The following is a 25,545-nucleotide window of genomic DNA, read 5'->3' on the forward strand; positions in this document are numbered from 1 at the left end:
CCATCAATCAAAAAGCCTAAAATTTAAAGCTAGGGGCTAGCTTTAAATTTTAGGCTTTTTATGAGCAAGTTATACAGAAAGTATTGTGACTAGTTATTCATGCTTAGAACTCATAAAGAAGGTAGTCTTAGTTTAAACGCTTTTTTATAATAAGACAAGGATTTTTTGACAAGTGTATATTTCCGAAAAAAGGTGGTATACTATAACTGCTCATCTTGATTTTGATGTTTAAAACCTAACCTCTTTAACGCAAATCTTGGGACCCTGAAATATCCTTCTCAGGGTCCTTTTTCGGTGTATGGTTTTATTAACTGTTTAAGGTTACCATACATGTTGTGAAAGGTCTAAAATAAAATACTAGCAAATGGGGATTTCACATGTAAGGTTTTAGCAAAACATTACATCAAATTACTACTAAAAAATAAAAAATCTGCCTATTTAAGACAGACCTCTATTCCACAATCGCGCCCGATTGTTTCAAATATAAATAAAGACCATAATCAGTCGGAACAGAAGCATAACCCATCTGTCTTAACATAGCTGTGATATTACCACGATGATATGTTCCATGATTAACGACATGGGGTACTTGTTCAAATACACTAGTTTCCATAATGTCGCCATTCGGATTCTCAATTTTGAGGGACTTATCTAAGCCTTCCAATTGATTAAAGAACAACTTATATCTTTCTGATAGTTTAAGAAACTTCGCTTCCATCTCCTCCAATCCTTTTGACTCCATTTCTCCTTTTAGTTGCTCTTGTAACGTCAAAGCATGCTCCATGTTTTTACCGGAGAAAACCTCAATCCAACCAAGGTCAGAAAGATAAACATGAGCCAAAACACGGGATATCGAGGAAAATACACTTTGAATTTCTTTACCATAAACATCCTTTGGAAGCTCTTTTAGTCGGTTGAAAATTTGTCCATTTGCCCATTCGTTATAATCATACAACTGTAATTCAAGTCGTTCCATTTGAGGCTTCTTCCCTTCGTGTTTAATTTAGCGCCAGCCCAATTATACAATACCATTTTTATTATTAGTAACATCAAAAAGGCTCTATCCTACTTCCATTAACTGGCCCGATTCTGACATATTAATTTTTATTATCTTTTTCAGAAAATATCTTATCTCCAATCAAAAAACCAATTAAAGCTGCTGACCCACTAATAAGCATTGATAAAAAAACATTTGTATTAGGAAAAAGGGATTCTTTAAGAAAGATAATTATACCGACAAATAAGCCTGTGAATAAAGCTCTATCGATGTTTTTTATATTCATAATCACTCTCCGAAACCATACTTTAAAAACAATTTAAAAAGAAATCTTCAACCTTACAAAATGGCCATATCGATTAGTTTGATCCTATCACAATGGTTTTTTTGACATGTAAGGTTTTATGAAAACATTACATGTTTTAGCACGACGATCGTTTCATTTTAATTGGAAGGGGTTGCCTTAATGACAACCTCTATGGAAACTCAAATTGTTAAAATCTTATCTTTTTACTTTTTCTTTGCTAAAATTAATATAGATGGGAGTAATGATCATGCTTGTGAGTGAAGCTTTACTAAAAATAAAAACAAATGGATACAAAATAACAGAAAAAAGAAAAGAAATCTTGACCTTTTTAAGCCAACATCCGCAGTATGTATCAGGCTCAGATGTTATTCAACATTTGAAAAACGATCATCCAGGTTTGAGCTATGATACCGTTTACCGAAACTTGGCGCTGTGTAGTGAATTAGGCATCCTTGAAGAAACGGAATTCGCTGGTGAAAAAAAATATCAACTATGTGCCGAATCTGATCATCATCATCATTTTATTTGTTTAAAATGCGGGGAAACCCGAGTTATTAAAAATTGTCCAATTCATGATATACCGGAAATGAATGACTTTCACATTACAGGGCATAAATTTGAAGTTTACGGTTATTGTCGTTTGTGTAAAACACCCTAATTACACATATATTAAAGGCCAGTGGCAGGCAGCATACCTAGTATCCATTGCATGATAAGATAAGCCAAAATGCTAAGAATAAAAGACAAAACGACAAGACGTTCACGTGAATGATTGATGATTGGGAGTAAATCCACTGCTGATACGTGTAAAAAGATGCCGGCCGTTAAAGAAAGCGCAATAACTAAAACTGTATCACCATTGGCGAAAAATCCTGTTATGAGCCAAGCTGCGAAGCCGCCGACAATCGTGGCAACCCCCATGATCAAAGCCGATAAGATCGCCTTACTCTTGTTCTTTGAAATGGAAAACACGATGGATGAGATGGTAACACCATCAGGTATTTTATGGAGAATAATCGCAACTAGTACCATGATACCTATACGTGTGTCCATTTCAAAACTGACAACGATAGCAAATCCATCAAAAAAAGCATGTATCATCATGCCAAAAATAGACCCGACAAGAGCGTTCTTTGTATTAATTATTTCTTGTGTGTCATTAGGGCTATGGGAGTGGGGCATCCAGCGCTCGAGAAAAAAAATCAACAGCATGCCAATTAAAATATATACCGGGTTGAACTTATTGCTTTCGGCTACATCTGGAATTAATTCAAGAATGGCGATTGATAGCAAAAGCCCTGCGCTGATTGCCATCAATGCATGAAGTGCCCGGTCAGACCAAATCTTTTTTATATAAATAATCAATCCACCCGCAACGTTGGCGATGGCTGCTAAGATAAGATAGTTTAAAATTCCCCAGGTTATTGAACTCACCCTCTTTCACATGATAATGAAAAAATCTAATTTGTAATCATTACGATTTACATGTTTAAAATTATATCGTAATCATTACGATATGTAAATCAATGTGAGAAAGTTATAGCAAGAAAGAACCCACAAGGTTTTAAGCATGTTTTTCTTTCCTACAAAATGGCTCGTTTCTTGAGTGAATCTCGAGATTATTTTAATCCTATCACAACGCGATTTGGCATGTAAGCTTCTAGGAAAACATTACATCGAAACAGAGAAAATTATAAAAGAGGAGAATACTATTTACTGTATTCTCCTCTTATTTAGAACAATTGGTTATTCAACAACTGCGTCCGTTAGTTAAATATTTAGCATCTGATTCCATGAAGCAGAGCGCTCATATTTGCATTTAGGGCTACTCTCGCAAATAATGAATTTACATGACGGACCATTTCATTCACCTGATACAGACGGCGGATAAGACGTGGACAGGGGAATGAAAAACGGAACGATAGCTATCCTGCCTTCCTATCCCAGTGCGACATCGAGAACCATCATAATGGTAAAGCCGACCATGACACTCATGGAGGCGAGATCGGTGTTTCCATTTTCCTGCGATCCTGGAATCACTTCTTCAGCGACAACGAAGATCATCGCACCCGCAGCAAAGCTTAAGGCATAAGGCAGCAATGGCTGCATAATGGTGACGGCAAGCGCCCCAATGATGCCAGCAATGGGTTCAACGATGCCAGATGCCTGCCCGTAGGCGAAACTTTTTCCCCGGGACATGCCTTCACGCCGGAGTGGCATCGATACGGCCAGCCCCTCAGGAAAGTTTTGAATGCCGATACCGAGCGCCAGCGCCACGGCTCCTCCAAGTGACGCGGTCGGCAAGTCAGCGGCAATGGCTCCGAATGCAACACCAACAGCCAGCCCTTCCGGAATATTATGCAGTGTAATGGCCAAAACGAGAAGCGTGCTGCGTCTTTTTCTGTCCGGATTGATTCCTTCAGCTTCATCCGTGGCCAAGCCCGGATGGAGATGCGGGAGGAGTTTATCGGATACCCAGAGGAAGATACCACCAAGCAAAAAGCCTATTGCGACTGGAGCCCATACCGGTAAAGGCCCGCCTTCCGCTTTTTCCAATGCCGGTGAGAGCAAGGACCAAAAACTTGCAGCAATCATGACACCCCCGGCAAAACCCAGCATACTGTCCATAAAACGCTGATTAAAGCCTTTCGTTGCAAAAACAAGCGCTGCACCGAGTGCAGTCATGCCCCATGTAAAAAGTGTGGCAATGGTTGCCTGTGCGATCGGGTTTAATTCCAGAAAATAATCAAACATAATAAATCAATCCTTCCCTATAAATTTACATTTTAAATCGTTTTAATCTTTCATAAATTAAAAAGGAACAGGGTCATTTATACAAAACTATTGATGCGCCCTTTTAACGACCCCAGAAACCTGAATGAATAGGCATACATTGGCGCTGGTTTCCCACAATCATACTGATAACTTTTTAGCATCGTGTATCAAAATTAATTACCAATAAAAAGGAAAATTCTGATATAATTCAATTAAGCATGCCATATTATTAAATGAAATCATTTTTGTGCAGACGAAACAAAAGGGAAATTAGTTACTTTTGGGGTATCCTAGGCTGCGATGACAGTGTTTATCGTATGGAATGTATCTCTCCATAATTAAAAGGCAATTAGCGCTGAAACTTTCGCTGTGCTGTCAATGTATTCAAGTATGCAGGGGTGTGTAACATATGAGTACTCGAGAGCCATCTGATCGGGAAAAGGTAACAAAAGAAGAGATTCGTCAATTAAAAGAAAAGCAGTATATCACACCAGGTGTTTATGAGGAAATCATACAACGCTATGAGCAGTTTCTTAAAGATGACCAGACCTATGTACAAGACACATTCGATCAGGAAAACGAAGCAATACAGCAAAACCTTGCAGACAAGACAAATCCGGAAAATAAAGCTGCTTCGACAAAAACATATGCTGCATTTGCCTCGGAGACCCCAGCTGCCCAACAAAGTGATTCAGACCAGTCAGCTGTACATAAGACAGTGCCCAAACAAAAAAGCAAGCAGCAAATAAGGGATCAAAATATTACATGGTCATTGAGCATAGGGATCATTCTGCTTTTAATTGGCGGTACTGTCCTTGCCACAAGTAACTGGGACATAATGTCGAGTTGGATGAAGACGGGGATGATAGCCGCTATTGCTGCATTATTTTTTGGGCTGGCGGTATTTACGAAAAACATCTTGAAAATCCGCAAAACAGCATTGGCTTTTTATGTGCTCGGAAATTTGTTTTTGCCTATTGTTTATATATCTCTCGGGTTTTATGAACAATTGGGGACTTATTTTTCCCCAGGTGGTGAGGGGCGTTATCTATACGGTGCCACCGGAAGTTTGCTGTTGTTTTCGGTTTATCTTTATTCGGCTTTTAAATTGAATACCCGGTTGTTTGTTTGGTTTGCCAATAGCATGTTAACGCTGTTTGCCGGCTTTTTCATCGGCTGGCTGGATCTGTCTGTGGACGGTTTCTATTTAGGTGTGATTCTGTTTAATTCATTGCTTGTTGGAGCTTATCAGTATCTTAAAAGGCAAGCCAAATGGCAGTTGTTCGTAAATGAATTCACCCTGTATATTCAGGCAAATCTCATTTTATCAACGCTTTTGATGCTGCTGTTCTACAGCAATGACGTGTTCCATGGATTCAATCTGCTGTTAACCGCAGCCGTATACATGTCGATGTTGTATGTCACGAAGCGGACCGAATACTTTTTTGTCTTTACCCTGATGCTTGTCTACGGGGCCTATCAAACAATTGAGTTTTCTGTTGCGCACAATATAGGGGCAGTTGCCTATGCTCTGCTGGGGTTTGTGTTTCTTGTGTTACCGAAACTCATCGCTCACCAGGCTGCACTCGATAAATTGTTCAAATACACCAGTGCGGTTGTTTCCGGTTTTGCGTTTATTTATATAAGTGTGCAAGGTCTCCTGATACATATGGATGATCCATCGCTTACTTTGATCCTGGCTTACTTTCTGATTGCCGGTAACTATATTTATTTATCAAACCTGACCGACATTAAACGAACGATCTTTTACTATTTGAGTTCTGCCTTTCTCCTGGCAGGTCTGTTTGAACTGGTCAGATTAGGTCAAACCATCCTGCCTTATGAGTCTATGACATTCTCAATGTTTATCGTGTCGTTTGCCTTTTATGTGGGGGTTGGCTGTTTAGGAAAATTGCCTTATTTAAAAGCGATCAATACTAGTGCCAGAGACATGGCGATGCTGGTGATGGCTGTCTGCCTTTTATGGGAAGCAGCGGCTATGAACTGGATGCATCTTGGCATTATGCTGCTTCTGACTAGCGCTTTGGGCGTTGTCATGGATGCTTTTGAACAGCGCCTGGCAAGCAGTAATGCCCGCTTGACGGCCTATTTGCTGCAGCCAATTGCTTTGGGCCTTGCTGTAACCATGTTTTATATGACAGGGCAAGGTGACATTTTGCCTGGCGGGGATCCGGGTCCTTTTGCACCGGTACCGCTTGTACTGGCAAGCCTTTCTTTACTGCTTGCAACTTTCATATGGCAGCAGCTCAAACGTCATTCATTCAGCAACCAGTCATTTTATGTGGCTCAGGGCTTTTATTTGCTGGCGATATTCCAAACGTTATCATTAACCAATTTGGAATTTAATCCAACACTGAGGTACGTCATAATCTTGGGCGGCGTCATCATGGCTTATTTATTGTACCGGAAAGTGGCGTCTGCGATTATTCCCTATGTGATGGGGCTTTTCACGTTATTGTTTTATTTATCGCTGTTGTATGCTCTGCATGACGGCTATGCATTGACCTCCGAGTTATTTATCTCGCTGCAATTTGCAATTGGCGCCTTCCTGCTGTTTGTCACAGGTGCCGGTTTCTGGAGGTTTGACCAATCGATAGCAAACGCCTATTGGTATGTTGCGCACATCTATTATCCGCTGGCTTTGATAGTTTCGCTATTCTATGGCGATATTGCCGTATGGTCCGCGATGCTGGCCGTGGTTGTTTACGGCGTCAGTACTTGGGCTGCAAGGGTGGAATGGACACGGAAACTATGTTTATATGCCGGACTGACGTCTTTTTGGCTGCTGGTCATGTATACCATGCTTTCGTTCGATAGGGGCGATGACTTGCATTATGCCTCGCTCATAACAACCATTCTGTTAACCAGTGGCTGGGCATTAAGCAATACCATCTGGAGACAGCGAATCATCTATTATGTTATTCCTTTTTCATTAATCGGATTGATGAATTTTGCGCTGCTTCATCCATTTGATCTCACACAGCTCATCGTTACAATGCTATACACCAGTATCATCCTGGGCATGCTGCACATACAGAAATGGGATACGTTAAACGGCATCCCGTTGATGATATTATTTATCGCCTTAATCAACTTTATCCAAACACATCCGACCTATGATGACATTGTTTTAGTAGTGGCCAGCGTTATTTTCCTGATTATTGGGTTACTGCTTTATCCAGTCATTTATAAGGCGCACAAGGCTACATTTCCCCTGGTGGACTGGTATACGATAGCCGGATTCGTTTCGCTGGGATTTCTCTATGTTTATGACGGTGATACGCTCTTTCAGCAATTACTGCCGGGCATCCTTGTGTCACTGGCGATTTACGTACAACGCAATCGTCTTCCATTTGTAGCAGGCAAATGGCTGGTTGCGGGGGCTGTCGGATACTTGCTTCAGCCTTATTATACGTTACTTAATCATTTGGCTATACCGGATTTAATCGAAGCGGAATGTTATGTATTGCCATGGGTCGGATTAGCTATGTTCATCAAGGCCATCGCTGGGAAACAGCATCAACGTCTCATGAATGATACTCAATGGGTTGTGCTGGTGCTTGTTTCGCTGGTTCTTGTACAAGACGGTTTGCAAAGTAATACCGTGTATGATGCGATCATCCTTGGATCCCTTTCACTTCTGGCCATGCTTGGAGGAATGATGTTCAAGCAAAAGTCATTCTTTTTCACAGGCTCAGGCGTATTGTTATTGAATCTGCTGATACAAACAAGGCCTTTTTGGGGTAACATGCCATGGTGGGTATATCTGCTCATTGCTGGATCGATCCTGATTACAGTTGCAAGTTATTATGAATGGCATAAGCAAAAGACGTCAAAAGGAAACGATACGTTTATGACCTTATTTTATAAAAATGTTGTTCAGCGGATTAAAAAATGGGAGTAATAGGAACAAGACGCCGCTGTCTTTCTTATGGCAGGCTGTTGCTTGGTTTAGCACCAGGCTAATAAATTGTTATGAATGTTTAGAAGAATAATAGTTGCACAATGCATATAATTATAGTGATAGGAGTGTTGTTTGTGGGAGGACGCGTGTGGGTAGGCGTGTTGTTGATTGTGCTGGGACTGGGTTTTTTCCTGCAGCAGTCAGAATTATGGAATTTTGAGCAGGTTCTTTCAGCATGGTGGCCTCTTATTTTGATCGTTATTGGCATGGTTCAGCTTATCAAGCGCACTTATTCATCTCCCATTACCGGATTAATACTTCTTATGGCAGGTATATTGTTTTTAATCAATCAATGGGTTGATTTTAACGCTGCTGCTTTTATATGGCCGCTGATTTTGATTTTAGTTGGTATAGATTTTCTATTTTCCAGGCGTGAAAGGAAGGGGTCAGAACAGCGTTATACGAAGAAGTCACAGCATACCGATCAATTGATTAAAACATTTTCTCTGTTTTCCGAAGCGGACGTTAAAAGTCGCTCATCGGATTTTAATGGGGGCTATGTAACAACGTTGTTTGGCGAAGCGAAAGTAGATTTGCTGGAGGCGGACTTTCCTCATGAAGCAACCATGGATTTAACAAGTATCTTTGGTGACATTGACGTAAAAGTGCCCAAAAATGTAAATGTAGAAATATCAGGGCTCCCGGTTTTTGGCGAATGGGATAACAACACACGGCTTCAAGACAGTGACGGGGATACTGCTGTATTGAAAATAAACTGTTTAGTCATTTTCGGTGATGTTGATATTAAAAATTGACAGTGAAAAAGTGCATATGGCACAAAACCAGCTAGCGGAGGAAAACACGAAGACGCCTGCGGGAAAGCGCAGTGGAAAGATCCCGCAGGAAAAAATGTTGATCCTAAATGATTAGTACTTTTTTTCTTTCAATTCATCTAACTTTTGTGATATGTCATCCATTTTATGAAGCAGTAATTTATCATTGTGGCTTTTCGTTCTCATAAACTGTAATACACTTATTAAGAAATAAACGACAAAAGCAAAAATCGCTAGATATATGAGCATCATAATCATCGAAAATGAAACCAATTATTTCTCTCCTTATGTCCTTTTTTACCTGATTCCACTATATCTTCTAAGGCGATATCTGTTTTTTAATTCTTCGTACAGGAGGATACAACGTTAATAGTCCAAAGGCAGAGATCATAATCCGCCCCATTTTCCCAAATTTATTACCTTTCCACATGAGGATGAAACCTGCTGGGAAAAATAAAATTAACATAAATACGACAAACCAAGTTCTGTAGTAATAGGGGTATTTCTCTGGCATTGACTAGTCTCCTTTTCGCTTTGTTATTTAAGAACATGCAGCACAGGCTCGGAGCTTAAACTAAACCCTATTTAACTTTTGCATTTGATTTTACAATGAAGCATGTTTAATACAGACTATGACACTGTGCAGGCATTTATTATGGCCAGCGGCAAGTAGTTGCTTTGCGTATTCCGTGTGGCAACATTACAACGAGAAATCTTATCGCTCGTTTTAGCCATCGTTTGAAAGGGAGGGGAGATAATATGGACGTCAAGAACAGGACCATTCGCATGGGTGGTGAAGGTGCTCATTTTATAATAGATGAGTATGGTATTGCTGATGGCGCGATTTTTCACCGGTATGTTGTTTTAAGCTGGGATCTTTATGAAATGTTCCAAAAGAATCCGGATGATGACATGCATTTTGATGCATTTTTAAGACAACATAATCTTGATTCAGAATGGAAGCGTGTGGCAAAGGACGACATCGGCAATTTCCCGGGATTGCTGCAAGATACAGATTGCGAAAATGTGCCAGCTGGGACCGCCGAAGCAGACGAGGAACCTAAAGACAGAACTTATAGGACGGTTTACGACGCATTGTCAGAAAAGGAAACACTTATCACTGATCCATTAATCATGGATGTTTTCAACGAGGCAATCAGGGGTGACTCGGACTTGGCTGATTGGGAAAGTATTTTTCCTTTTTTTCGATGAGATTAATGCATCCCCGCACTCTCCCAGGATCCCTAACATATTGACAGTAATAAAATTTCATAACGCTGGAATTTAAAAATAAAAACACGAAGTCCATATTGGATGATAAGGAAATGGACTTCGTGTTTTGAACTCGTTTAATCTAAGCCTAAATTTCGTCGTCATCTTCTGCATCAGGAAGGCTGTCACGAAGTTGTTTACGTTTATGTTTAAGTAATCGTTTCTGTCTTTTTCGATAATCATCATCATATTCACGCTGTTTGTTTTCCATTTTTAGAATGTCATACTCGCTTGTTAAAGCTTTGAGAAGCGATATACACATAAATATGATGAGAATCGCAAATGGAAATGCTGCGATTAACATGGCCATTTGCAGGGCTGACAGGCCGCCAGTCCATAGTAAGACTGATGCGATAGCGGCGAGAATAATGGCCCAGATAATTTTAACGATCATGCTTGGATTTAACTTTCCGCCTGTTGTTAACATACCGAGCACAAAGGTGCCGGAATCAGCAGAGGTTACGAAAAATGACGAAATGAGTATAACAGCGATTCCGATAATAATCGATGACATAGGTGATGACTCAAGAAAACCAAACAGGGCTACTTCATCCCCTAATTCATTCATAAGCTGATAAATATAGCCACCATTTGCTGTGTCCATGTTCAGTCCGGAAATGCCAAATACAGAGAACCAAAGTGCGCTGAATACAACGGGGACAGCGGTTACCCCAAGGACAAATTCGCGAATCGTCCGTCCTCTGGAGACTCTGGCGATGAATGTCCCAACAAAAGGTGACCAGCCAATCCACCAGGACCAGTAGAAGAGCGTCCAGGAATTAAGAAACTCTCGGTCACCCTCAAATGCATTCATGCTTAATGTCATACGCGGAAGGTCCCGAATATAGTTGCCTAAGGTTGTCGTGAATGATTCGATCATTTGCACGGATGAACCTAAAACGAAAACAAAAATCATGAGTGCGGCAGCCAAAACAAGATTGGCCCAGCTCAGGTAACGGATACCCCGATTAACACCTGTTGTTGTCGAAATCATAAACAGCACGGTGACGACAGCAATAACAATCAAGTTCGTGGTCAATGTATCCGGTATCCCTTCAAATGTAAAACTGAGACCGGATGTAATCTGCTTGGCGCCCAGCCCAAGTGATGTGGCAATACCGAAAACTGTTGCAAAGACAGCTAATGTATCAATAGCTGTTCCTAAACCACCTTTAGCCTTATTGCCAATCAATGGACTAAAAGCGGAGCTAATTAATGCAGGCGCATTGTGCCGGAATTTAAAATAAGCGAGCGTTAATGCGACAATCGCATATACCGACCAAGGATGCACGCCCCAATGAAATAATGTGAATTTCAAAGATTCTTCTGCGGCAGCTTTTGTCTCAGGATCGGCGAATGGCGGGTTGTAATAATGCGTTAAAGGCTCTGTTACGCCATAAAATACAAGCCCGACCCCCATGCCGGCAGTGAATAAAAATGCAAACCAGGTAAAGTAACTGTACTCTGGTTTTTCATCAGGCTTACCAAGTTTGATTTTTCCGTATGGCCCGAAGATCAAAAACAAAGCAAGTATCACAAAACCTGTCGTAACTAATAAATAAAACCAGCCAAATGTATTGGAAATAAAATCGTTAATTTGGCCCAGTACATATTCAACATTGCCTGGAAATATAACACCCCAGAGAATGAATAATGCTACTAGAGCAATCGATATCCAAAAAGTGGATGTAATTGTTTTATTCTTAATACTAAAACCTCCCATTTCAATATATAGGAATTTAACAGCTTGGTCAAATTGTTTTAGAGGCGGCATCTACGTAGTCTAAAGGGTAAAGGCCCCGAAATGCAAAGGAAGAGAGCATTTAGTTGTTTGCCGGCCTGAAGCAAATTAATTTTCTTTTTAAGTGACATCATCATCTTACGCTATACAGCCTGTTGAGAGTGTCATTCCAGGGTCACTTATATTAGCATTTATTCTCTCGATTATGGCTCCTTTTAAAGATAGATTGTTGTCAGAGCAGCTAGTCCTTTTAAATTAACCCCTTTGCCAAAGTAACCGTACAAGTCCAGCCAGAGATTAAGGATGTTATCAGCTATAAGACCAAACGCAAGGGCCAAGCAGGATGTGACATACAGCATAACGGCCAGTTTAAGACCTGTGGCTGATATCGTCCATTTTGGCAATACCCAGCGCAAAATTATCCCAGAGAATGTCTTCAATTATGTCAACCTGCTCGCTTTTACAATAGACAATAAGAATGAGCTCAGATGCCTTCCCGCTCAGCTTTAACGTGTGCTTTTGTTTCTTCCTGTTCATAAACAGCTTGATCAAAAATCCTGCCGCAGCGCCAACCACAGCTCCTATTAGACCCCAAATGATTGGTCCCCACGTCAGTTGAAAGCCAGCACTTGCACCGATGACGGAAAATGCAGTGGCGAGGGCAGCTGCAATATCAAACATACTAAAGCCGTCTGAACGATAGATTGTATCAAACAGTTTTCTTTCCTCTGTACGATTGTCTAAGGGAACAGCCAGGATGTCTTCGTTGGGGACACCCTTCATTTCAATAGCTGACAGCGCTAATTCCACGTATAATGACTGATCAAAGGTAGCCATCACATACATGCTCTCACTCGTTTCGTTTTTTAAGATTAAGGGGTAATACAAAATTCGGGTTCTGATATCTGCGTCTTAAAAAGTTTTTTTGTTCCGTTTCAAATAATTTGTTGTTTTCCACAGTATTGATATAGGCATCATAAATGGCAAAGAAATAGAGGGAGGGGAGAAACAACAGCCATTCGCCATCAAGGATTGCTGTCGCTTGCGTCAAGTCACCTGAAACAAGCAAGTGAATACCTTCAAGAAAACGGGAAAAATAAACGACAGTAATCAGCCAGATGATAATAAAAAAAGCCGTTGCGATCCGATGAATGTAAAGCTGTCCGGCTCCGGGCATGAAAACTGACCACATCACAGATATCCAGGGTTTTCGTTTATCTAAGTAATTGATTTCCAGCCCTGTAATCTGGAAATTTATAAACTCAGCGTTTTCCCGGTCAGCCAGAATAAATAACTTGTTCAGATCGACTGATGTGCGGTAGCTGTCCCATATGGCATAAATGTAAATCGGGATGTAGAGCAGCATCCACCGCGGTTCCAAAGCCATTTTTGCGAGTTCGAATTGACCGGTAAACGAATAGATCATCGCTTCATTGATGTGGGCATTAATGTTGATGAAAAATTCCCACAGCACTAATAAATAGCCCCGAATGTATTTGGAAAGAAGCAAGTGTCCGAAGCCCGGGAAGGCAGCAGACCACCATGCGATAATGAATGGATTCCGCAAATGAATCTGTGTGGTGCCTAATATACTTACATAAGCTCTGAATCGTCTCGCTCTATCTGAATTGTGCAACGTTATCCCTCGGTTCGCCATATGTATTGCGCTTAAGCTATAGTATTAGACAATGGTTGTCTGGATATGCATAAGGACGTCAACATGAAATCATTGTGTGTTAAAATTTAAACGAGATCCTTGATTAAGGGGCGCAGGGGGTGATTCATTATGGCGATTAAGCTCGATCATGCCGTGATATATGCTGAAGACCATGATCAGGCAGCGCGTGAATTTGCCTGGGTGATGGATTTGCCGCTGGGAAGAGTAGCAGGGGAAGGCTATGAATTTTCGGCGGTACGTATTCATTCGGAGCTGGCGATTTATTTTATGAACAGAGATGAAGGCAGCTTAGAGCAGCATATGGCATTCCATGTTGACGGACGTACCTTTGATAAAATGGTCAAGCGGCTTAAAAAAGATGGAATGGCTTTTGGCAACAGTCCTTTTGATACAGCGAATCAGCGAACAGATCACGATTTCATGCCCCGCGGTTTGTTCTGGACGAACCGGGATGGCTGTCTCTTTGAAATCATAACGGATGCGTTATAATCGTGTGCCGCGTTTTAGCAACTAGTACTTTAAAATACATTCGAAAGACGGTGATGATATATGGCTATTCGTAATATCTTTTGTGTTGGACGGAATTACGCTGATCATGCGACGGAACTCGGTGATACCGTGCCAGGTGAGCCAATGATTTTTTCCAAGCCGACGAACGCACTTGTTCATGCGGATGACAGGACGGTTCGTTACCCAGAGAATCAGGGTGCAGTTCATCATGAGCTGGAAGTCGTTTTGTATGTCGGGAAGGATGTTCTCAGTGATGATTTTGCGGTAGATGATGTCGTGTCGAAAATGGCACTTGGGGTCGATATGACGCTGCGTGATGTGCAGGAAGAGTTAAAGCAGGAGGGGAAGCCATGGCTTTTAGCGAAAGGGTTTAAGAACGCAGCTGTTGTGACGGAATTTTGGGATTTCCCGGGAGAGGCGGCCTGCCGGGAAGCGTATTTTAAGTTAACGCGTGATGGTGAGGTTGTCCAAACGGGAAACATTAACGATATGATTTTCTCATTTCATGACATTATGACCTATATTCAGGCTCATTTTGGATTGCGGGAAGGGGATATCATTTATACGGGCACCCCTGAAGGTGTTGGTCCGGTCTCTGACGGTGAAACATATGAATTATGGTGGGGCGACACGCTGCAAGGGCAATTTGGCGTGTCTATGGCATAACAGGTGGCAGCAATTGAAGGAATAAAATGACAATGATTTGAAGGATAAGCTCTCATGTGGCTTCATTTGTAAGAATAAGCGTCTTTTTGACCGCTTCAGTCTGCATATCGCGGTCTCATCGGGTAAAATGGTCTGTTAGCTCGTTTCCTAATTAATTGATAATTTGCTAAAATATAAATTGTTATATGCATATCAGACGATTCAAATTAGGGAAAATTGTTCGAACAATTAATGGAGCGCTCCTTAACAGTCCCTTATTTTAAAGGGCAATTTTTGAAGGAGTGTTTAGATGGCTGACGAAACAAAGAAACCGACGTTCTTATATGCGCTGACCATTTTATTAGTCGTGGTGGCGATTATTGCAACAGGGATGATTGTTTTTGGCGCTGCCATCCAGATTATGATGTTCACGGCTTTACTGGCTGTGATTCCGTTTATCATGAGGCTTGGCTACTCATTTAAAGAGGTGGAACAGAATATTTATGAGTCCATGCTGAAGGCGCTTCAGCCGGGCATGATCATCCTGACAGTCGGTATTCTGATCGGAGCCTGGATGGCTTCCGGTACGGTACCGTCGATTATTTACTACGGTATTGAAGCCATTTCGCCTCAGTTCTTCCTGGTGACGGCCCTTATATTATGTTCGGTTGTTTCGATGGCGACAGGGGCATCCTGGGCAACACTTGGAACAGCGGGTGTAGCCATGATGGGTGTCGGTCACAGTCTTGGCATGCCTGTGGGAATGACGGCTGGTGCGGTTGTCAGCGGAGCGTTTTTTGGTGATAAAATGTCCCCGTTATCAGATAGCACGAATTTATCCGCAGCTATTGTTGGAGCCGACGTCCTTGACCATATTAAACATATGCTTTTGACCACGGGGCCCGCCTATATCATCAGTGCGATTATTTTCACCATTCTCGGCTGGGTCTATGGCGGTTCAGCCATTAATTCGACGGATGTCGATACGCTTACCGGTTATTTGGCTGAGAATTTTCATCTGGGACTGATTCCGTTGATTCCGCCTGCCATTGTGATTGTGCTTTTGGTGATGAAAAAGCCTCCCGTCACGTCCATTTTTATTGGTGCTCTGGCTGGTGCCGCTGTAGCCGTCTTAGATCAAGGGGCGACCATGAGTCAGGTCACCCATATATTTTATGAAGGCTATACGGACAGTTCCGGGATTGATATTGTGGATAGTCTGCTGCAGCAGGGTGGTCTGACAAGTATGCTGCCACTGATAGGTCTGTACTTGTTTGCACTCGGCTTAGGCGGTGCTTTGTATAACTTTGGTGTGCTTGAAGCGATGCTGCAGGCAGTAGCAGCCCATATCAAAGGCAGAGGTGTTCTCGTTGGTCTGTCGATGGCCACAGGTTATGCAATGCTTGGAATTGGCGGTTCTTTCTCGTTTTCCGGAGTCATGACGGGTACATTGCTGCGGCCTTTATTTGAAAGGTTCAAGCTTAGTCCGCTTAACCTATCCAGAATTATTGAAGACACCGCTACGCAAACGGCACCATTACTGCCGTGGACGGCAGGCGGCTTATTCACGATAGGAGCCCTTGGCATATCACCGCTTGTCTATATTCCATTCTGCTTTCTGGCGCTGATCACGCCGGTATTTACGCTTTTATATGGCATCACAGGTATTGGTATGAAAGAGACGAAGGATGTACGGTCAAAACCTTCTATAAAAAGAAAATCAGTGTCCGCAGATCTTAGGTGATGGTTCGGAAACAGCAGCTTAGGGCTCGCTTTTTGGGTACCTGGGCTGTTTTCTTAAAGGAGATAATGGAGGGTCTGGTGAAGGATCTTAGCGACGCGGTTTGTCTGATTTAGCAGTATCTTTAGTTGAGGATCGGGTGACGAGAATCGATCGTTGTTTTAGTGTTTCTTCAATCATGTCGATGAAGTCACTGTCCAACTGCATAGCTCTGGCCTGACAATAAACTTCAATAAGCAATTGATTAGATAGCTTGTCCATGAAAATTTAAAACATTCCTTCCTATAAAAATATTCGAAAACCAATTCCTTAGTATAGTAATCAATTAACGAATTAGCAAGACTAAAGTGTGTATGGCAGCATGCAGCAAAATTCCCTGAGATGTGCCTCCTAAGCGGTATGCCTTTCGCAAATGCCTTCTTTCCTCTATAATGAGCGTGGGCCATCATCGCGATGGTTCCTTTTTTTGCAATATTAGATAGCTGCAGAGGAGATGACAACTGTTGCCTAAGGTTTTTGCTTTCCTGGAGACACTGGCAGTTGCGCTTGCCGGTGTTGCCTTGTTCTCAATGATACATATTCCGCTGCCGTGGCTGATTGGCTCACTTGTCGCGGTGGCTGCCTGGCGTATCCTGCTGCAGCGGGAACTATTCTGGCTCTCGTCATTTCAGAAAATCGCGATGGTTTTGCTCGGTTATTTGACCGGGACCTCCTTTACGAAAGAGACGCTTGTACAAATGGGGGATCATATCCCGTCTATGATAGCTGTGACACTTCTGACGATTGGTTTCAGCCTGCTGCTTGGGTGGTTTTTTTCCAAATTGACTGGGCTGGATTTGGCCAGTTGTATGATTGGTGCGATACCAGGCGGCTTGTCACAGATTATGGTCCTGCTGGATGAGATAAAAGGGTTGAATCCCACGATTATTATGTTTTTGCAGAGTATGCGCGTGATGATGATTGTGATTGTTGTGCCGATTACGGCGGTGTATCTGTTCGGCGGGGGTGCTGGAACCGCTCCCGGGGCAGAGGCAGACACGATTAGCTGGCTGGCGATGCCATGGTATACGTATCTGCTGTATCCCCTTTTGCTGGTCGCTGCTGCGTGGCTGTTTTCCCGGTTGCGGGTGCCCGCTCCTATGCTGCTCGGGCCGATGGTGCTGACGATTGCACTGACGTTTACCAGTCTCCCGGTACCTGACCTTCCAACTGGCCTTGTCGGGCTCGCACAGCTTTTTATCGGTGTTCATATTGGTCTGCAGATGCAGCCCAGAGATCTGCCGGGCTGGAAACGCATTATGGCCTATACCATCATAATGATCATTGTCATTGTGCTGTTTGGCTTTGTTCTTGGCACGGGGCTCGCGCTTATATATGATGTTCCTTATACCACAGCGCTGTTAAGCACGACTCCGGGCGGCATGGTTGAAATGGGGCTGACAGCAGCAGGAATCGGTGCTGATATATCAGTGGTCACCAGCTACCAGCTGTTTCGTCTCTTGCTGATTATGGTGTTTGTCCCGTTCTTCTTCAGGTGGCTTGGAAAACGACGGGCCGGTCAATAAGGCAGTCATGTTGTCCGGTCCTGACGTTTTTGCAGAATATTTCTGTGGAAAATTCTGATTAATCGTCTATTTTCCCTCTTCAGAGAAACCGCTTTCGTGATATACTGATCTAAAAGGGGGAGTTAGATATGACTGAGGAAATGACCTATGCAATTCAGGATGATTATCCGAATGATTTAGCCTATTGTTACGGATGCGGCCGGCTGAATAAAGAGGGCCATCTGTTCCGGACTGGCTGGGACGGGGATCAAACGGTGACCTGGCATACGCCGGACGACGTTTATACAGCTATCCCCGGCTTTGTATATGGCGGTTTAATCGCCTCTATGGTCGACTGTCACGGAACAGGGTCAGCTTCTTTGGCGCTGCACCGGAAAAATGGGTATGAGCCTGGGGAAGGTAAGGAAGCATCGCGTTTTGTAACGGCCTCATTAAATGTGGACTACATCAAGCCAACACCACAGAACACGCCATTAAAAGCGATTGGCAAACCGGAGGAAGTGCACCCGAAAAAATTCAAGGTGCATACCGAAGTTTACGCCGGTGATGAGTTATGTGCGAAGGCTGTGGTAACGGCCGCCGTTATGCCGGATACATTTACACAGCCGACATAATTCACAGACAAGCTTGCTGCGTACAAGGAACTGGGACATAACTGATGCAGCTGCAATCTGCGAGGAGCGTGAGAAGGTTCACCAGCTGCCCGCGTTTTGTTAATAAAAATTACTTTTGTCCCGGCTCCTTAAAATACCAGTCAGCCATTCGTAAGCTATTATTAATGCCGCTTGTTCAGCCAGAGCACACCTGATTTAGCCAGACGTGGAATGAAACCGGTCATAGGCTGTGTCATCATTTCGCCGAAGCCGTCTGCGCTGCCGAGTGCACCGAGTGTGCCTTTCAGCTTGATCGGGCCGGGTTTCTTAGGTTCCTTTCCTTTAAGAACGGCCGCGAGCACTTCGGCAATCTGCTCGCCTTGCTGCCGGGCCAGCTGCGCACTTGGTGAATGCTCAGACACGGCACAGTCACCAACGGCATATATATGCGGCTGTTCTGGTACTTGATAGAAATCATTGATTATGATTTTTTCCTGTTCATTCAGTTCTAATGGCAGTTCACGGACGAGGTAACTTGGGCGCACGCCAGCTGTCCAGATGGTAACGTCGTTAACATAGCAAATGCCATTGTTGCAGACACCATCCTTTTCCACGTATTCGACGTTGGCATTATGAATGACGTCCACATCATTTTTCATAAACCAGTCTTCTACATAATTTTGAATTTTGGTATCAAAGGCTTTCAAAACAGTCTCGCCGCGGTCCAGCAGACGAATGTTTAAATCTGGACGGCTCTCACGGATTTCGGCAGCTACTTCAATGCCACTCAGGCCCGCACCGACAATGGTAGCTTTGCCATAGGCAGGCAGATTACCGATCGCAACACCCGCGCGACGTGCTTTATAGAATGTTTGAATGCTCTCGGAAAACGCAGCTGCTCCGTCGACCCCGTGGTAATTATCTTCACAGCCGAGCGCAAGCACCAGATAATCATAAGCAACTGAATCGCTGCGGTTCTGCAGCTGAATTTGCTGGTTCGCTGTATCGATTTGACTGATTTCCGCGTAGACATAATTGACTTTGGGATGCTCTGGGAAGTCCATGCGTACGTCTTTATCAGCAGATGTACCGGCAGCAATTGTGTAAAATTCTGTTTTAACCGAATGGTACGGATTGCGGTCGATAAGCGTTATATAGACATCTTCAGGCAGGTTGCGCTCAATCAGATTTTGCATAATATTGATACCGCCATAGCCACCCCCGACGATCACTAAATGTGTCATGTTAAAACCCCTTGTTCATGAAAAAGTCTTTCTTATTAAGATTATCAAATGTTGTATCGGAAAACTAGGGGTAGCCACGGAAATGTCAGCTTTAAGAAAGGGTATAGAGAGGATTCATAAAACTGTGCATATTCAGTTGCAGCTCAGGCGGAAGGTAATAACCATAAACGTCATGATCACCGCCTGATCAAAAGATATTTGGGGTTTGCAGATCTTTACTTTTGTTGATCACATATAACTGACCCTGGCTGTCTATCTGGGCCAGGAGTACATCGTTTATATCGTTGATGGAAAATGTCATTAACCGCTGCATCAGCCATTCTTCGTCTTTTTGAAAGAAGGAGAGATTTTCATCATTAATCTGACCATCAATGACCAGCGGGAAGCTTAAGAAAACAGGAAATGGCTGTATGGCTATGTCACTTGGCTGAACCGGCCTCGCTTCAGGCGCTGGAACAACGGAAAGCTTGCCATTGGGCTCAATAATGGCATACTTGACGTCTGCTATATTTTGATACCCCTTCAGTCTCAGTTCGGATAACAATAACGGGATGTTCATGTTGCCCTTTCTTAATTCTTTTTCTTGAACATGGCCGCCGGAAATAACAATCGTCGGTTTCGAGTCCATATTATAGAAGCGTGTTCTCAGCGATAAAGTTCCGAGTAACACAATGATAATGACAATAACAGCTGCCCCAACGGAAGCTTTGGAGGGAACTTTATAAACTAATGGCTCAGCTGTCACCGTTGTAAGCAGCATAATACCCGCAAAGTCATAACTGGTCATGTTGGAAATGGATTTCTTTCCGATTAATCTGATCGCCGTCCACGTAACCAACAGCATTATGATACAGCGAATGATATAAGCAATAGCATCCATCGTTATCCCCCCCCTTATGGACCAGGAACAATTTTATTTAAGTTTTTCCAGAATCGTTTTGCATTTTCGGCATTGGCAAGAACAGTCGGTAAGTCTTTTACATCGCTTCCTGCTACTAAGGCATTTAACGCTTCATCGAATAGCGAGTGTTCTGATTCGGCGTAGTTTATATTGATGATCAGTTTGTACCTTTCCCAGTCTTTTTGAACTTCTTTCGCGAGGGAATATGCTTTTTGCCAATCATCTTGTTTCGCATAGGTTTCTACTTGGGCAATGGATTCAGTGAGATTTATATGTGTCCGGACAATTTCTTTTATACCAAAATAAGCTGTAAACAATACAAGAACGATTATTGCCAGCGTATAAGTGATGGTTTTATTTTTCATCCCGCCACCTCTGAAAAAGCATATTTTGCCTAGTATGGTTTTTAGAATGGCTGGCTATTCGCTGATTAGAAAAGCCAGTGGAGTAATTCTTCAGACCTTCTGATGTTAAAATTATCATTATTTTGTGTTACTTTGGTTTAAGAAAAGAATTTATATCAGGAAGGCATAGGAAGCGTTGAGGTTAGCTGGAAGGATGATCGTAAAGTGTCTGTCATTAGGGGGATTTCTATTGAAAAAGGCATCCATATTGTGCGCTTTACTGATGTTTGTTTTATTAACTAGCTGTTCCAATGCTGCAAAAGATGAATCGAAACCTCCGAAGCATTTATATTCTGATGAAGAAGATTATTATGCCTTACTGATCATAACATCTCAAGATGCTGATGAAACAGACTGGTTTAAATGGGCGGATAACAATAATATTCGAAATGTCAATAAAATGACGATGACTCAGGAATCCTCTTCAAATAAAGCTAAAAAACAATACGACTATTTAGAGTTGGAGGAACTTCCAAGTTTTGTTGTTTTTGACAGGAAAGGTGTGGCCCTTCAGACCAACAATGAGGAAAAAATGATTACGTTTTTGAAGAGCCAAGTACCAGAGTCATGGAACCATTAATTCACAGTTAAATTGGGAATTTAAAGATGGTTCCTTAAATCGAGGTGGATTTAAATGGCAAATACGGAAGTAGCGACACCACGATTCAATTATGCTGGCATATCTTTGGCATTAGGGATTGTAGGTATTTTTATCCCCGTTTTAGGTTTGGTATTTGGTGTTGCCGGTACAGTAACATCCAATAAAACAATAAAAGCCTTAAAAAATGCCAATGAAAAAGGGTATAAGACAGCAGTTGCCGGACTTGTTTGCAGTATCGCTGCAATTGTGATTCAGATATTTGCAATCATCGGTCTTTGGACTTTTTACCAAATTTAGATCTTATGGGGTTAATGAAATTAAATACAGGATAAATAGATAATGCCAGGTAATAGTTTTAAATTTTTATTCAATTTAAGTGAGAGTGATGGAAATGAGAATTTTTGGTTACATTTTGCTTGTTTCAGGAACAATTTTATTTGGCATCATGCATCTCGCAATTGCTTTATATTTACCTGATTTGGGAGGTTGGGGTGATCCGCCTGGTCTGATTGCGACTGTTTTGTCTGACATTGCTGGATGGATTCCCTATATTTTAAGCATTGTTTTTATGGTTACAGGTATCATTCTTATTGCTTATGATTTTATTTCAAACTCTAAGTGGGGGCAAAAACAGAAGGACGAAATGAAAGCCAGGAATAGGGAATTCAACACATCCAGGGAGGAAAATAGGAAAAGATAGTTGCATAAAATAGCGAGGCACTTGCAGGATGTAACCATATAAACGAATAATTGACAGGGATGATCATGACGGTCAAATTAAAAGGTGACCAGTTTTACAATAACGTCGTTGATAAAGAAGGTCTAAACAAAATAGATAGCGGCCTATAAGGTCTTAAGGTAATGAATAAAAAGAAACAGCCCGGGTCGCGACACCTGAGCTGTTTTCATTAGAGTGGTTTCATGCTGTCTTATTTTTTCAGAACTTTTTTCATGGCGTTGACCCGGCCGGCATGGTTGCCTTCATGGAAGGCGGCGACGGTTATCAATTCGCCATATGTCTGGGCGCCTAGAACAGCTTGTGGCAGTTTTTCCGATAGTTTTTCTTCCGGAATTTGCTTAATCCGTTCCAGCTGATCGGCGAGCTGCTCTTTAAGCTCGTCAACACTTGGGACGTCCTCAGGCCAGTCCGCTGGTTTGGTCCCATTGCTGAATAGGTCATGATAGTGTTTCGGAAGATGGTCGGTATTATCAGGGAAACTGAACAGAAGTGATTCACTGATGGTGAGCACATGGCCGATATGCCAGTGGATCGTGTTGTTGAATCCTTCAGGCTGTGTGTCCAGCGTAGCCTCGTCCAAGTCTTTAATTTCACCCATGAAGCCGTTGTGAGTTGTTTCGAATTGTGAATAAATAAGCTCCGTCATAAGTAACCCTCACTTTCATGATACTAATTCCATTATATCAAGTTTAAAAGGCATCTCAAAACCGCAGCCCGTTATCAGGCACTGCGGTTTTTGCCTGGCCATTCCATTAGTCCATCAGTTCGCTGACAATTTCATAAGAATGGATGCGGGCGTCGATGTCATAGATTGATGAATTGATAATCATCTCGTCGGCACCGGTTGACTCAAGCAGTTCCTCGAGCTTTTTACGTACAGTTTCTTTAGTGCCGATAACTGTATACGGCGAATTGGACGACTGCTCAATAATGGCTTTATCCATTTGTGAGAAGGCTTCGTCAGGATTTTCAATTGGCGGCTGCAGTTTACCCGGCTGTCCGCGGTGCATATTGAGCACTTGCTGCTGCTGGGTCGTGTTCAAGTAGCGTGCTTCCTCTTCTGTATCAGCAGCGATGACGTTGACACCGATCATGGCATGCGGTTCAGCCAACGCCTCAGATGGTGTGAAGTAAGTACGGTACAAGTCCAGTGCAGCTACTGTGTTATCCGGTGCGAAATGGCTCGCAAATGAGTAAGGCAATCCTTTTTGTGCTGCCATTTTAGCGCTGAAACCGCTGGATCCGAGCAGCCAGATCGGAACATTGAGGCCTTCTCCGGGAACACTTTGCACTGCTGCAGTCCCGGCAAAGTAGTCCTCGAGTTCTTCAACTTGCCGCGGATAGTCCTCGGGATGCTGATCCAGCTTGCCTCTTATGGCAAAAACTGTCTGCTGATCTGTTCCTGGTGCCCGGCCGAGACCAAGATCAATACGATCCGGATACATGCTTTCGAGTGTTCCAAATTGTTCGGCGACGATAAGTGACGAATGGTTTGGCAGCATCACACCGCCTGACCCGACGCGCATCGTATTCGTAGCACCGGCAATATGACCGATCAGCACTGGTGTTGCGGAGCTGGCAATACCTGGAATATTATGGTGCTCAGCCATCCAGTAACGGTTGAAGCCTAATTTTTCCACGTTTTGCGCTAATTTAACACTGTTTTGAAATGATTCTTTCGGTGTGCTGCCTTCCAGAACCGGTGCGAGGTCCAGAACCGACAGCGGGATATTGTTAAACGTTTTAGAACTCATAAATCTCACTCCTTTAGATAAAGGATACGATCTTCTGTTCAGGACTTCCAATATCCTGCTCAATGTGCCATTGGTCCATACCCCTGGAGCTTAATGTCTCGAATGTAGCCTGTTCTATTTGCCATATAAGATCTGATGTGATAGTATATTGCGATAGACATTTGGAACGTTTGTGAAATGAGGGATACGTATGAGCGAACAATCAATTTACGCTTTGACATATGAACAGCTGGAAAACTTTCTCACAGAAAATGGCCAGCGCCGCTTCCGCACGGATCAGGTCTGGAACTGGCTGTATGTCAAACGTGTTAGTGCGTTTAATGAAATGAAAAATATCAATAAGGAAACCATCGAGCTGCTTGAAGAAAACTTTGTTCTTCATACAATGGAAGAAGGGCTCAGGCAGGAATCCGAAGACGGCACGGTTAAATATTTGTTCCGGCTGTCAGATGGCAATCTGATTGAAACGGTTTTGATGCGTTTTAATTATGGCCTGTCGGTTTGTGTTACGACCCAGGTGGGCTGCAGAGTCGGCTGTTCCTTCTGTGCAAGCGGACTGCTGCGGAAAAACCGTGATCTCGACGCCGGTGAAATTGTTGAACAGATTATGAATGTCCAGAAAGATGTCGATAAGAAAGACGAGGATGAACGCGTCAGCCATATTGTCGTCATGGGCATCGGCGAACCATTTGATAATTTCAATAACCTGATGGACTTTATTAATGTCGTGAACCATGATGCCGGCCTTAATATTGGCGCACGTCACATTACGGTTTCGACGAGCGGTCTTGCTCATAAAATTTACAAATGGGCAGATACCGGCACGCAAGTAAATCTGGCTATTTCTCTGCATGCGCCAAATAATGAGCTGAGATCATCGATCATGCAGATTAACAAGGCTTTCCCGATTGAAAAACTGATGGATGCTGTTGACTATTATCTGGAGCGTGTCAATCGCCGTGTCACGTATGAATACATCATGCTCAAGGATGTCAATGATCATAAAGAAGATGCTGAAGAGCTGGTGGAACTGCTTGCTAATAAACGTCATCTGACTTATGTGAATTTGATTCCATACAACACGGTAAGCGAGCTTGATCAGTATGAACGCAGTGATTCACCAACGATTAAGGCCTTTTTTGAGACGCTGCAGGAAAATGGCATCAACTGCGGTGTCCGCTGGGAAAACGGTGCCGATATTGACGCGGCATGCGGCCAGTTGCGAAGCAGGCAAGTGAATAAAGAGAATGCAGCGAGAAAAGAAATACCATCATAAGCTTCAGCCCCCGGATCAGTTAAACTATCTGATTCCGGGGGTTT

Annotated in this window: 28 protein-coding genes; 13 read left to right on the forward strand and 15 right to left on the reverse strand. The window is 42.8% G+C overall.

Annotation, left to right across the window (positions count from 1 at the left end):
- Positions 1 to 451: 451 nt before the first annotated feature.
- Positions 452 to 976, reverse strand: a complete 525-nt coding sequence (locus ACFQU8_RS06700; protein ID WP_382358428.1) for a DinB family protein — start codon at positions 974 to 976, stop codon at positions 452 to 454.
- A gap of 121 nt (positions 977 to 1,097) precedes the next feature.
- Positions 1,098 to 1,283: a hypothetical protein gene (locus ACFQU8_RS06705; protein ID WP_382358429.1), complete on the reverse strand. Its 186-nt coding sequence runs from the start codon at positions 1,281 to 1,283 to the stop codon at positions 1,098 to 1,100.
- A 268-nt stretch (positions 1,284 to 1,551) separates the two neighbouring features.
- Here ACFQU8_RS06705 and ACFQU8_RS06710 point away from each other — a divergent pair, with 268 nt between their 5' ends.
- Positions 1,552 to 1,962 carry a Fur family transcriptional regulator gene (locus ACFQU8_RS06710; RefSeq protein WP_382358430.1) on the forward strand — a complete coding sequence of 137 codons (411 nt, stop codon included), beginning with the start codon at positions 1,552 to 1,554 and terminating at the stop codon, positions 1,960 to 1,962.
- Positions 1,963 to 1,973: 11 nt separating this feature from the next.
- Here the strand turns inward: ACFQU8_RS06710 and ACFQU8_RS06715 are convergent, their stop codons facing one another.
- Complete coding sequence (locus ACFQU8_RS06715; protein WP_382358431.1) at positions 1,974 to 2,738, reverse strand: ZIP family metal transporter; 765 nt, start codon at positions 2,736 to 2,738, stop codon at positions 1,974 to 1,976.
- 504 nt (positions 2,739 to 3,242) lie between these two features.
- Positions 3,243 to 4,058: a ZIP family metal transporter gene (locus ACFQU8_RS06720; protein ID WP_382358432.1), complete on the reverse strand. Its 816-nt coding sequence runs from the start codon at positions 4,056 to 4,058 to the stop codon at positions 3,243 to 3,245.
- A 430-nt stretch (positions 4,059 to 4,488) separates the two neighbouring features.
- On the opposite strand from ACFQU8_RS06720, the gene ACFQU8_RS06725 reads away from it, so the two are divergent.
- Complete coding sequence (locus ACFQU8_RS06725; protein ID WP_382358433.1) at positions 4,489 to 8,004, forward strand: SCO7613 C-terminal domain-containing membrane protein; 3,516 nt, start codon at positions 4,489 to 4,491, stop codon at positions 8,002 to 8,004.
- A gap of 134 nt (positions 8,005 to 8,138) precedes the next feature.
- Positions 8,139 to 8,819, forward strand: coding sequence for a LiaF transmembrane domain-containing protein (locus ACFQU8_RS06730; protein ID WP_382358434.1), 681 nt, complete (start codon positions 8,139 to 8,141; stop codon positions 8,817 to 8,819).
- Between the two features lie 111 nt (positions 8,820 to 8,930).
- Here the strand turns inward: ACFQU8_RS06730 and ACFQU8_RS06735 are convergent, their stop codons facing one another.
- Entirely contained in the window at positions 8,931 to 9,095 is a 165-nt protein-coding gene (locus ACFQU8_RS06735; protein WP_382358474.1) for a DUF4083 family protein, read from the reverse strand.
- A 501-nt stretch (positions 9,096 to 9,596) separates the two neighbouring features.
- On the opposite strand from ACFQU8_RS06735, the gene ACFQU8_RS06740 reads away from it, so the two are divergent.
- Positions 9,597 to 10,049: a hypothetical protein gene (locus tag ACFQU8_RS06740; protein ID WP_382358435.1), complete on the forward strand. Its 453-nt coding sequence runs from the start codon at positions 9,597 to 9,599 to the stop codon at positions 10,047 to 10,049.
- 148 nt (positions 10,050 to 10,197) lie between these two features.
- Here the strand turns inward: ACFQU8_RS06740 and ACFQU8_RS06745 are convergent, their stop codons facing one another.
- The 4 genes from ACFQU8_RS06745 to ACFQU8_RS06760 all read right to left on the reverse strand — a co-directional run bounded on the left by ACFQU8_RS06745 (position 10,198) and on the right by ACFQU8_RS06760 (position 13,507).
- Positions 10,198 to 11,832 carry a BCCT family transporter gene (locus ACFQU8_RS06745; RefSeq protein ID WP_382358436.1) on the reverse strand — a complete coding sequence of 545 codons (1,635 nt, stop codon included), beginning with the start codon at positions 11,830 to 11,832 and terminating at the stop codon, positions 10,198 to 10,200.
- Between the two features lie 233 nt (positions 11,833 to 12,065).
- Positions 12,066 to 12,188, reverse strand: coding sequence for a hypothetical protein (locus tag ACFQU8_RS06750; protein ID WP_382358437.1), 123 nt, complete (start codon positions 12,186 to 12,188; stop codon positions 12,066 to 12,068).
- A 31-nt stretch (positions 12,189 to 12,219) separates the two neighbouring features.
- The gene (locus ACFQU8_RS06755) at positions 12,220 to 12,687 is read right to left on the reverse strand and encodes a hypothetical protein (RefSeq protein WP_382358438.1); all 468 of its coding nucleotides are present in this window, start codon (positions 12,685 to 12,687) and stop codon (positions 12,220 to 12,222) included.
- A gap of 13 nt (positions 12,688 to 12,700) precedes the next feature.
- Positions 12,701 to 13,507 (reverse strand): hypothetical protein, encoded by an 807-nt coding sequence (locus ACFQU8_RS06760; protein ID WP_382358439.1) that lies wholly within the window; start codon positions 13,505 to 13,507, stop codon positions 12,701 to 12,703.
- A 129-nt stretch (positions 13,508 to 13,636) separates the two neighbouring features.
- Between ACFQU8_RS06760 and ACFQU8_RS06765 the strand changes: the two genes are divergently transcribed.
- The 3 genes from ACFQU8_RS06765 to nhaC all read left to right on the forward strand — a co-directional run bounded on the left by ACFQU8_RS06765 (position 13,637) and on the right by nhaC (position 16,427).
- A complete protein-coding gene (locus ACFQU8_RS06765) occupies positions 13,637 to 14,017 on the forward strand; it encodes a hypothetical protein (protein WP_382358440.1) in 381 nt (126 codons plus the stop codon).
- Positions 14,018 to 14,077: 60 nt separating this feature from the next.
- Positions 14,078 to 14,704, forward strand: coding sequence for a fumarylacetoacetate hydrolase family protein (locus ACFQU8_RS06770; protein ID WP_382358441.1), 627 nt, complete (start codon positions 14,078 to 14,080; stop codon positions 14,702 to 14,704).
- A gap of 289 nt (positions 14,705 to 14,993) precedes the next feature.
- Positions 14,994 to 16,427: a Na+/H+ antiporter NhaC gene (gene nhaC / locus ACFQU8_RS06775; RefSeq protein WP_382358442.1), complete on the forward strand. Its 1,434-nt coding sequence runs from the start codon at positions 14,994 to 14,996 to the stop codon at positions 16,425 to 16,427.
- Positions 16,428 to 16,514: 87 nt separating this feature from the next.
- Here the strand turns inward: nhaC and sda are convergent, their stop codons facing one another.
- Entirely contained in the window at positions 16,515 to 16,685 is a 171-nt protein-coding gene (gene sda, locus ACFQU8_RS06780; protein ID WP_382358443.1) for a sporulation histidine kinase inhibitor Sda, read from the reverse strand.
- A 242-nt stretch (positions 16,686 to 16,927) separates the two neighbouring features.
- On the opposite strand from sda, the gene ACFQU8_RS06785 reads away from it, so the two are divergent.
- Entirely contained in the window at positions 16,928 to 17,989 is a 1,062-nt protein-coding gene (locus ACFQU8_RS06785; protein WP_382358444.1) for an AbrB family transcriptional regulator, read from the forward strand.
- A gap of 128 nt (positions 17,990 to 18,117) precedes the next feature.
- Positions 18,118 to 18,603, forward strand: a complete 486-nt coding sequence (locus ACFQU8_RS06790; RefSeq protein ID WP_382358445.1) for a PaaI family thioesterase — start codon at positions 18,118 to 18,120, stop codon at positions 18,601 to 18,603.
- Between the two features lie 161 nt (positions 18,604 to 18,764).
- On the opposite strand, the gene ACFQU8_RS06795 is transcribed toward ACFQU8_RS06790, so the two are convergent.
- From ACFQU8_RS06795 to ACFQU8_RS06805, 3 genes are all read right to left on the reverse strand, one after another.
- Positions 18,765 to 19,826: an NAD(P)/FAD-dependent oxidoreductase gene (locus ACFQU8_RS06795; protein ID WP_382358446.1), complete on the reverse strand. Its 1,062-nt coding sequence runs from the start codon at positions 19,824 to 19,826 to the stop codon at positions 18,765 to 18,767.
- 187 nt (positions 19,827 to 20,013) lie between these two features.
- Positions 20,014 to 20,706, reverse strand: a complete 693-nt coding sequence (locus ACFQU8_RS06800) for a DUF421 domain-containing protein (RefSeq protein WP_382358447.1) — start codon at positions 20,704 to 20,706, stop codon at positions 20,014 to 20,016.
- A gap of 14 nt (positions 20,707 to 20,720) precedes the next feature.
- Complete coding sequence (locus tag ACFQU8_RS06805; RefSeq protein ID WP_382358448.1) at positions 20,721 to 21,092, reverse strand: DUF4363 family protein; 372 nt, start codon at positions 21,090 to 21,092, stop codon at positions 20,721 to 20,723.
- Positions 21,093 to 21,321: 229 nt separating this feature from the next.
- On the opposite strand from ACFQU8_RS06805, the gene ACFQU8_RS06810 reads away from it, so the two are divergent.
- The 3 genes from ACFQU8_RS06810 (at position 21,322) to ACFQU8_RS06820 (ending at position 22,432) form a co-directional block, all read left to right on the forward strand.
- The gene (locus tag ACFQU8_RS06810) at positions 21,322 to 21,711 is read left to right on the forward strand and encodes a hypothetical protein (protein ID WP_382358449.1); all 390 of its coding nucleotides are present in this window, start codon (positions 21,322 to 21,324) and stop codon (positions 21,709 to 21,711) included.
- A gap of 54 nt (positions 21,712 to 21,765) precedes the next feature.
- Positions 21,766 to 22,029 (forward strand): DUF4190 domain-containing protein, encoded by a 264-nt coding sequence (locus ACFQU8_RS06815; protein ID WP_382358450.1) that lies wholly within the window; start codon positions 21,766 to 21,768, stop codon positions 22,027 to 22,029.
- Positions 22,030 to 22,108: 79 nt separating this feature from the next.
- Positions 22,109 to 22,432: a hypothetical protein gene (locus tag ACFQU8_RS06820; protein ID WP_382358451.1), complete on the forward strand. Its 324-nt coding sequence runs from the start codon at positions 22,109 to 22,111 to the stop codon at positions 22,430 to 22,432.
- Positions 22,433 to 22,661: 229 nt separating this feature from the next.
- On the opposite strand, the gene ACFQU8_RS06825 is transcribed toward ACFQU8_RS06820, so the two are convergent.
- Together ACFQU8_RS06825 and ACFQU8_RS06830 are read right to left on the reverse strand one after the other, a co-directional pair.
- Positions 22,662 to 23,117 (reverse strand): DinB family protein, encoded by a 456-nt coding sequence (locus tag ACFQU8_RS06825; protein WP_382358453.1) that lies wholly within the window; start codon positions 23,115 to 23,117, stop codon positions 22,662 to 22,664.
- A gap of 106 nt (positions 23,118 to 23,223) precedes the next feature.
- Entirely contained in the window at positions 23,224 to 24,225 is a 1,002-nt protein-coding gene (locus ACFQU8_RS06830) for an LLM class flavin-dependent oxidoreductase (protein ID WP_382358454.1), read from the reverse strand.
- A 190-nt stretch (positions 24,226 to 24,415) separates the two neighbouring features.
- Between ACFQU8_RS06830 and rlmN the strand changes: the two genes are divergently transcribed.
- The gene (gene rlmN / locus ACFQU8_RS06835) at positions 24,416 to 25,501 is read left to right on the forward strand and encodes a 23S rRNA (adenine(2503)-C(2))-methyltransferase RlmN (protein ID WP_382358455.1); all 1,086 of its coding nucleotides are present in this window, start codon (positions 24,416 to 24,418) and stop codon (positions 25,499 to 25,501) included.
- Positions 25,502 to 25,545: the final 44 nt, after the last annotated feature.

The sequence above is a fragment of the Lentibacillus kimchii genome, assembly GCF_042666895.1.
In the GTDB taxonomy this organism is placed as follows: Bacteria; Bacillota; Bacilli; order Bacillales; family Amphibacillaceae; genus Lentibacillus; species Lentibacillus kimchii.

What these genes read in the sequence shown, in the direction of transcription:
- ACFQU8_RS06830 (WP_382358454.1), bottom strand. Translation starts at nt 24,225, where the DNA reads ATGAGTTCTAAAACGTTTAACAATATCCCGCTGTCGGTTCTGGACCTC.
- ACFQU8_RS06705 (WP_382358429.1), bottom strand. Translation starts at nt 1,283, where the DNA reads ATGAATATAAAAAACATCGATAGAGCTTTATTCACAGGCTTATTTGTC.
- ACFQU8_RS06770 (WP_382358441.1), top strand. Translation starts at nt 14,078, where the DNA reads ATGGCTATTCGTAATATCTTTTGTGTTGGACGGAATTACGCTGATCAT.
- ACFQU8_RS06710 (WP_382358430.1), top strand. Translation starts at nt 1,552, where the DNA reads ATGCTTGTGAGTGAAGCTTTACTAAAAATAAAAACAAATGGATACAAA.
- ACFQU8_RS06725 (WP_382358433.1), top strand. Translation starts at nt 4,489, where the DNA reads ATGAGTACTCGAGAGCCATCTGATCGGGAAAAGGTAACAAAAGAAGAG.
- ACFQU8_RS06745 (WP_382358436.1), bottom strand. Translation starts at nt 11,832, where the DNA reads ATGGGAGGTTTTAGTATTAAGAATAAAACAATTACATCCACTTTTTGG.
- ACFQU8_RS06700 (WP_382358428.1), bottom strand. Translation starts at nt 976, where the DNA reads ATGGAACGACTTGAATTACAGTTGTATGATTATAACGAATGGGCAAAT.
- ACFQU8_RS06795 (WP_382358446.1), bottom strand. Translation starts at nt 19,826, where the DNA reads ATGACACATTTAGTGATCGTCGGGGGTGGCTATGGCGGTATCAATATT.
- ACFQU8_RS06765 (WP_382358440.1), top strand. Translation starts at nt 13,637, where the DNA reads ATGGCGATTAAGCTCGATCATGCCGTGATATATGCTGAAGACCATGAT.
- rlmN (WP_382358455.1), top strand. Translation starts at nt 24,416, where the DNA reads ATGAGCGAACAATCAATTTACGCTTTGACATATGAACAGCTGGAAAAC.
- ACFQU8_RS06720 (WP_382358432.1), bottom strand. Translation starts at nt 4,058, where the DNA reads ATGTTTGATTATTTTCTGGAATTAAACCCGATCGCACAGGCAACCATT.
- ACFQU8_RS06760 (WP_382358439.1), bottom strand. Translation starts at nt 13,507, where the DNA reads ATGGCGAACCGAGGGATAACGTTGCACAATTCAGATAGAGCGAGACGA.
- nhaC (WP_382358442.1), top strand. Translation starts at nt 14,994, where the DNA reads ATGGCTGACGAAACAAAGAAACCGACGTTCTTATATGCGCTGACCATT.
- sda (WP_382358443.1), bottom strand. Translation starts at nt 16,685, where the DNA reads ATGGACAAGCTATCTAATCAATTGCTTATTGAAGTTTATTGTCAGGCC.
- ACFQU8_RS06800 (WP_382358447.1), bottom strand. Translation starts at nt 20,706, where the DNA reads ATGGATGCTATTGCTTATATCATTCGCTGTATCATAATGCTGTTGGTT.
- ACFQU8_RS06805 (WP_382358448.1), bottom strand. Translation starts at nt 21,092, where the DNA reads ATGAAAAATAAAACCATCACTTATACGCTGGCAATAATCGTTCTTGTA.
- ACFQU8_RS06740 (WP_382358435.1), top strand. Translation starts at nt 9,597, where the DNA reads ATGGACGTCAAGAACAGGACCATTCGCATGGGTGGTGAAGGTGCTCAT.
- ACFQU8_RS06755 (WP_382358438.1), bottom strand. Translation starts at nt 12,687, where the DNA reads ATGGCTACCTTTGATCAGTCATTATACGTGGAATTAGCGCTGTCAGCT.
- ACFQU8_RS06790 (WP_382358445.1), top strand. Translation starts at nt 18,118, where the DNA reads ATGACTGAGGAAATGACCTATGCAATTCAGGATGATTATCCGAATGAT.
- ACFQU8_RS06825 (WP_382358453.1), bottom strand. Translation starts at nt 23,117, where the DNA reads ATGACGGAGCTTATTTATTCACAATTCGAAACAACTCACAACGGCTTC.
- ACFQU8_RS06815 (WP_382358450.1), top strand. Translation starts at nt 21,766, where the DNA reads ATGGCAAATACGGAAGTAGCGACACCACGATTCAATTATGCTGGCATA.
- ACFQU8_RS06735 (WP_382358474.1), bottom strand. Translation starts at nt 9,095, where the DNA reads ATGATTATGATGCTCATATATCTAGCGATTTTTGCTTTTGTCGTTTAT.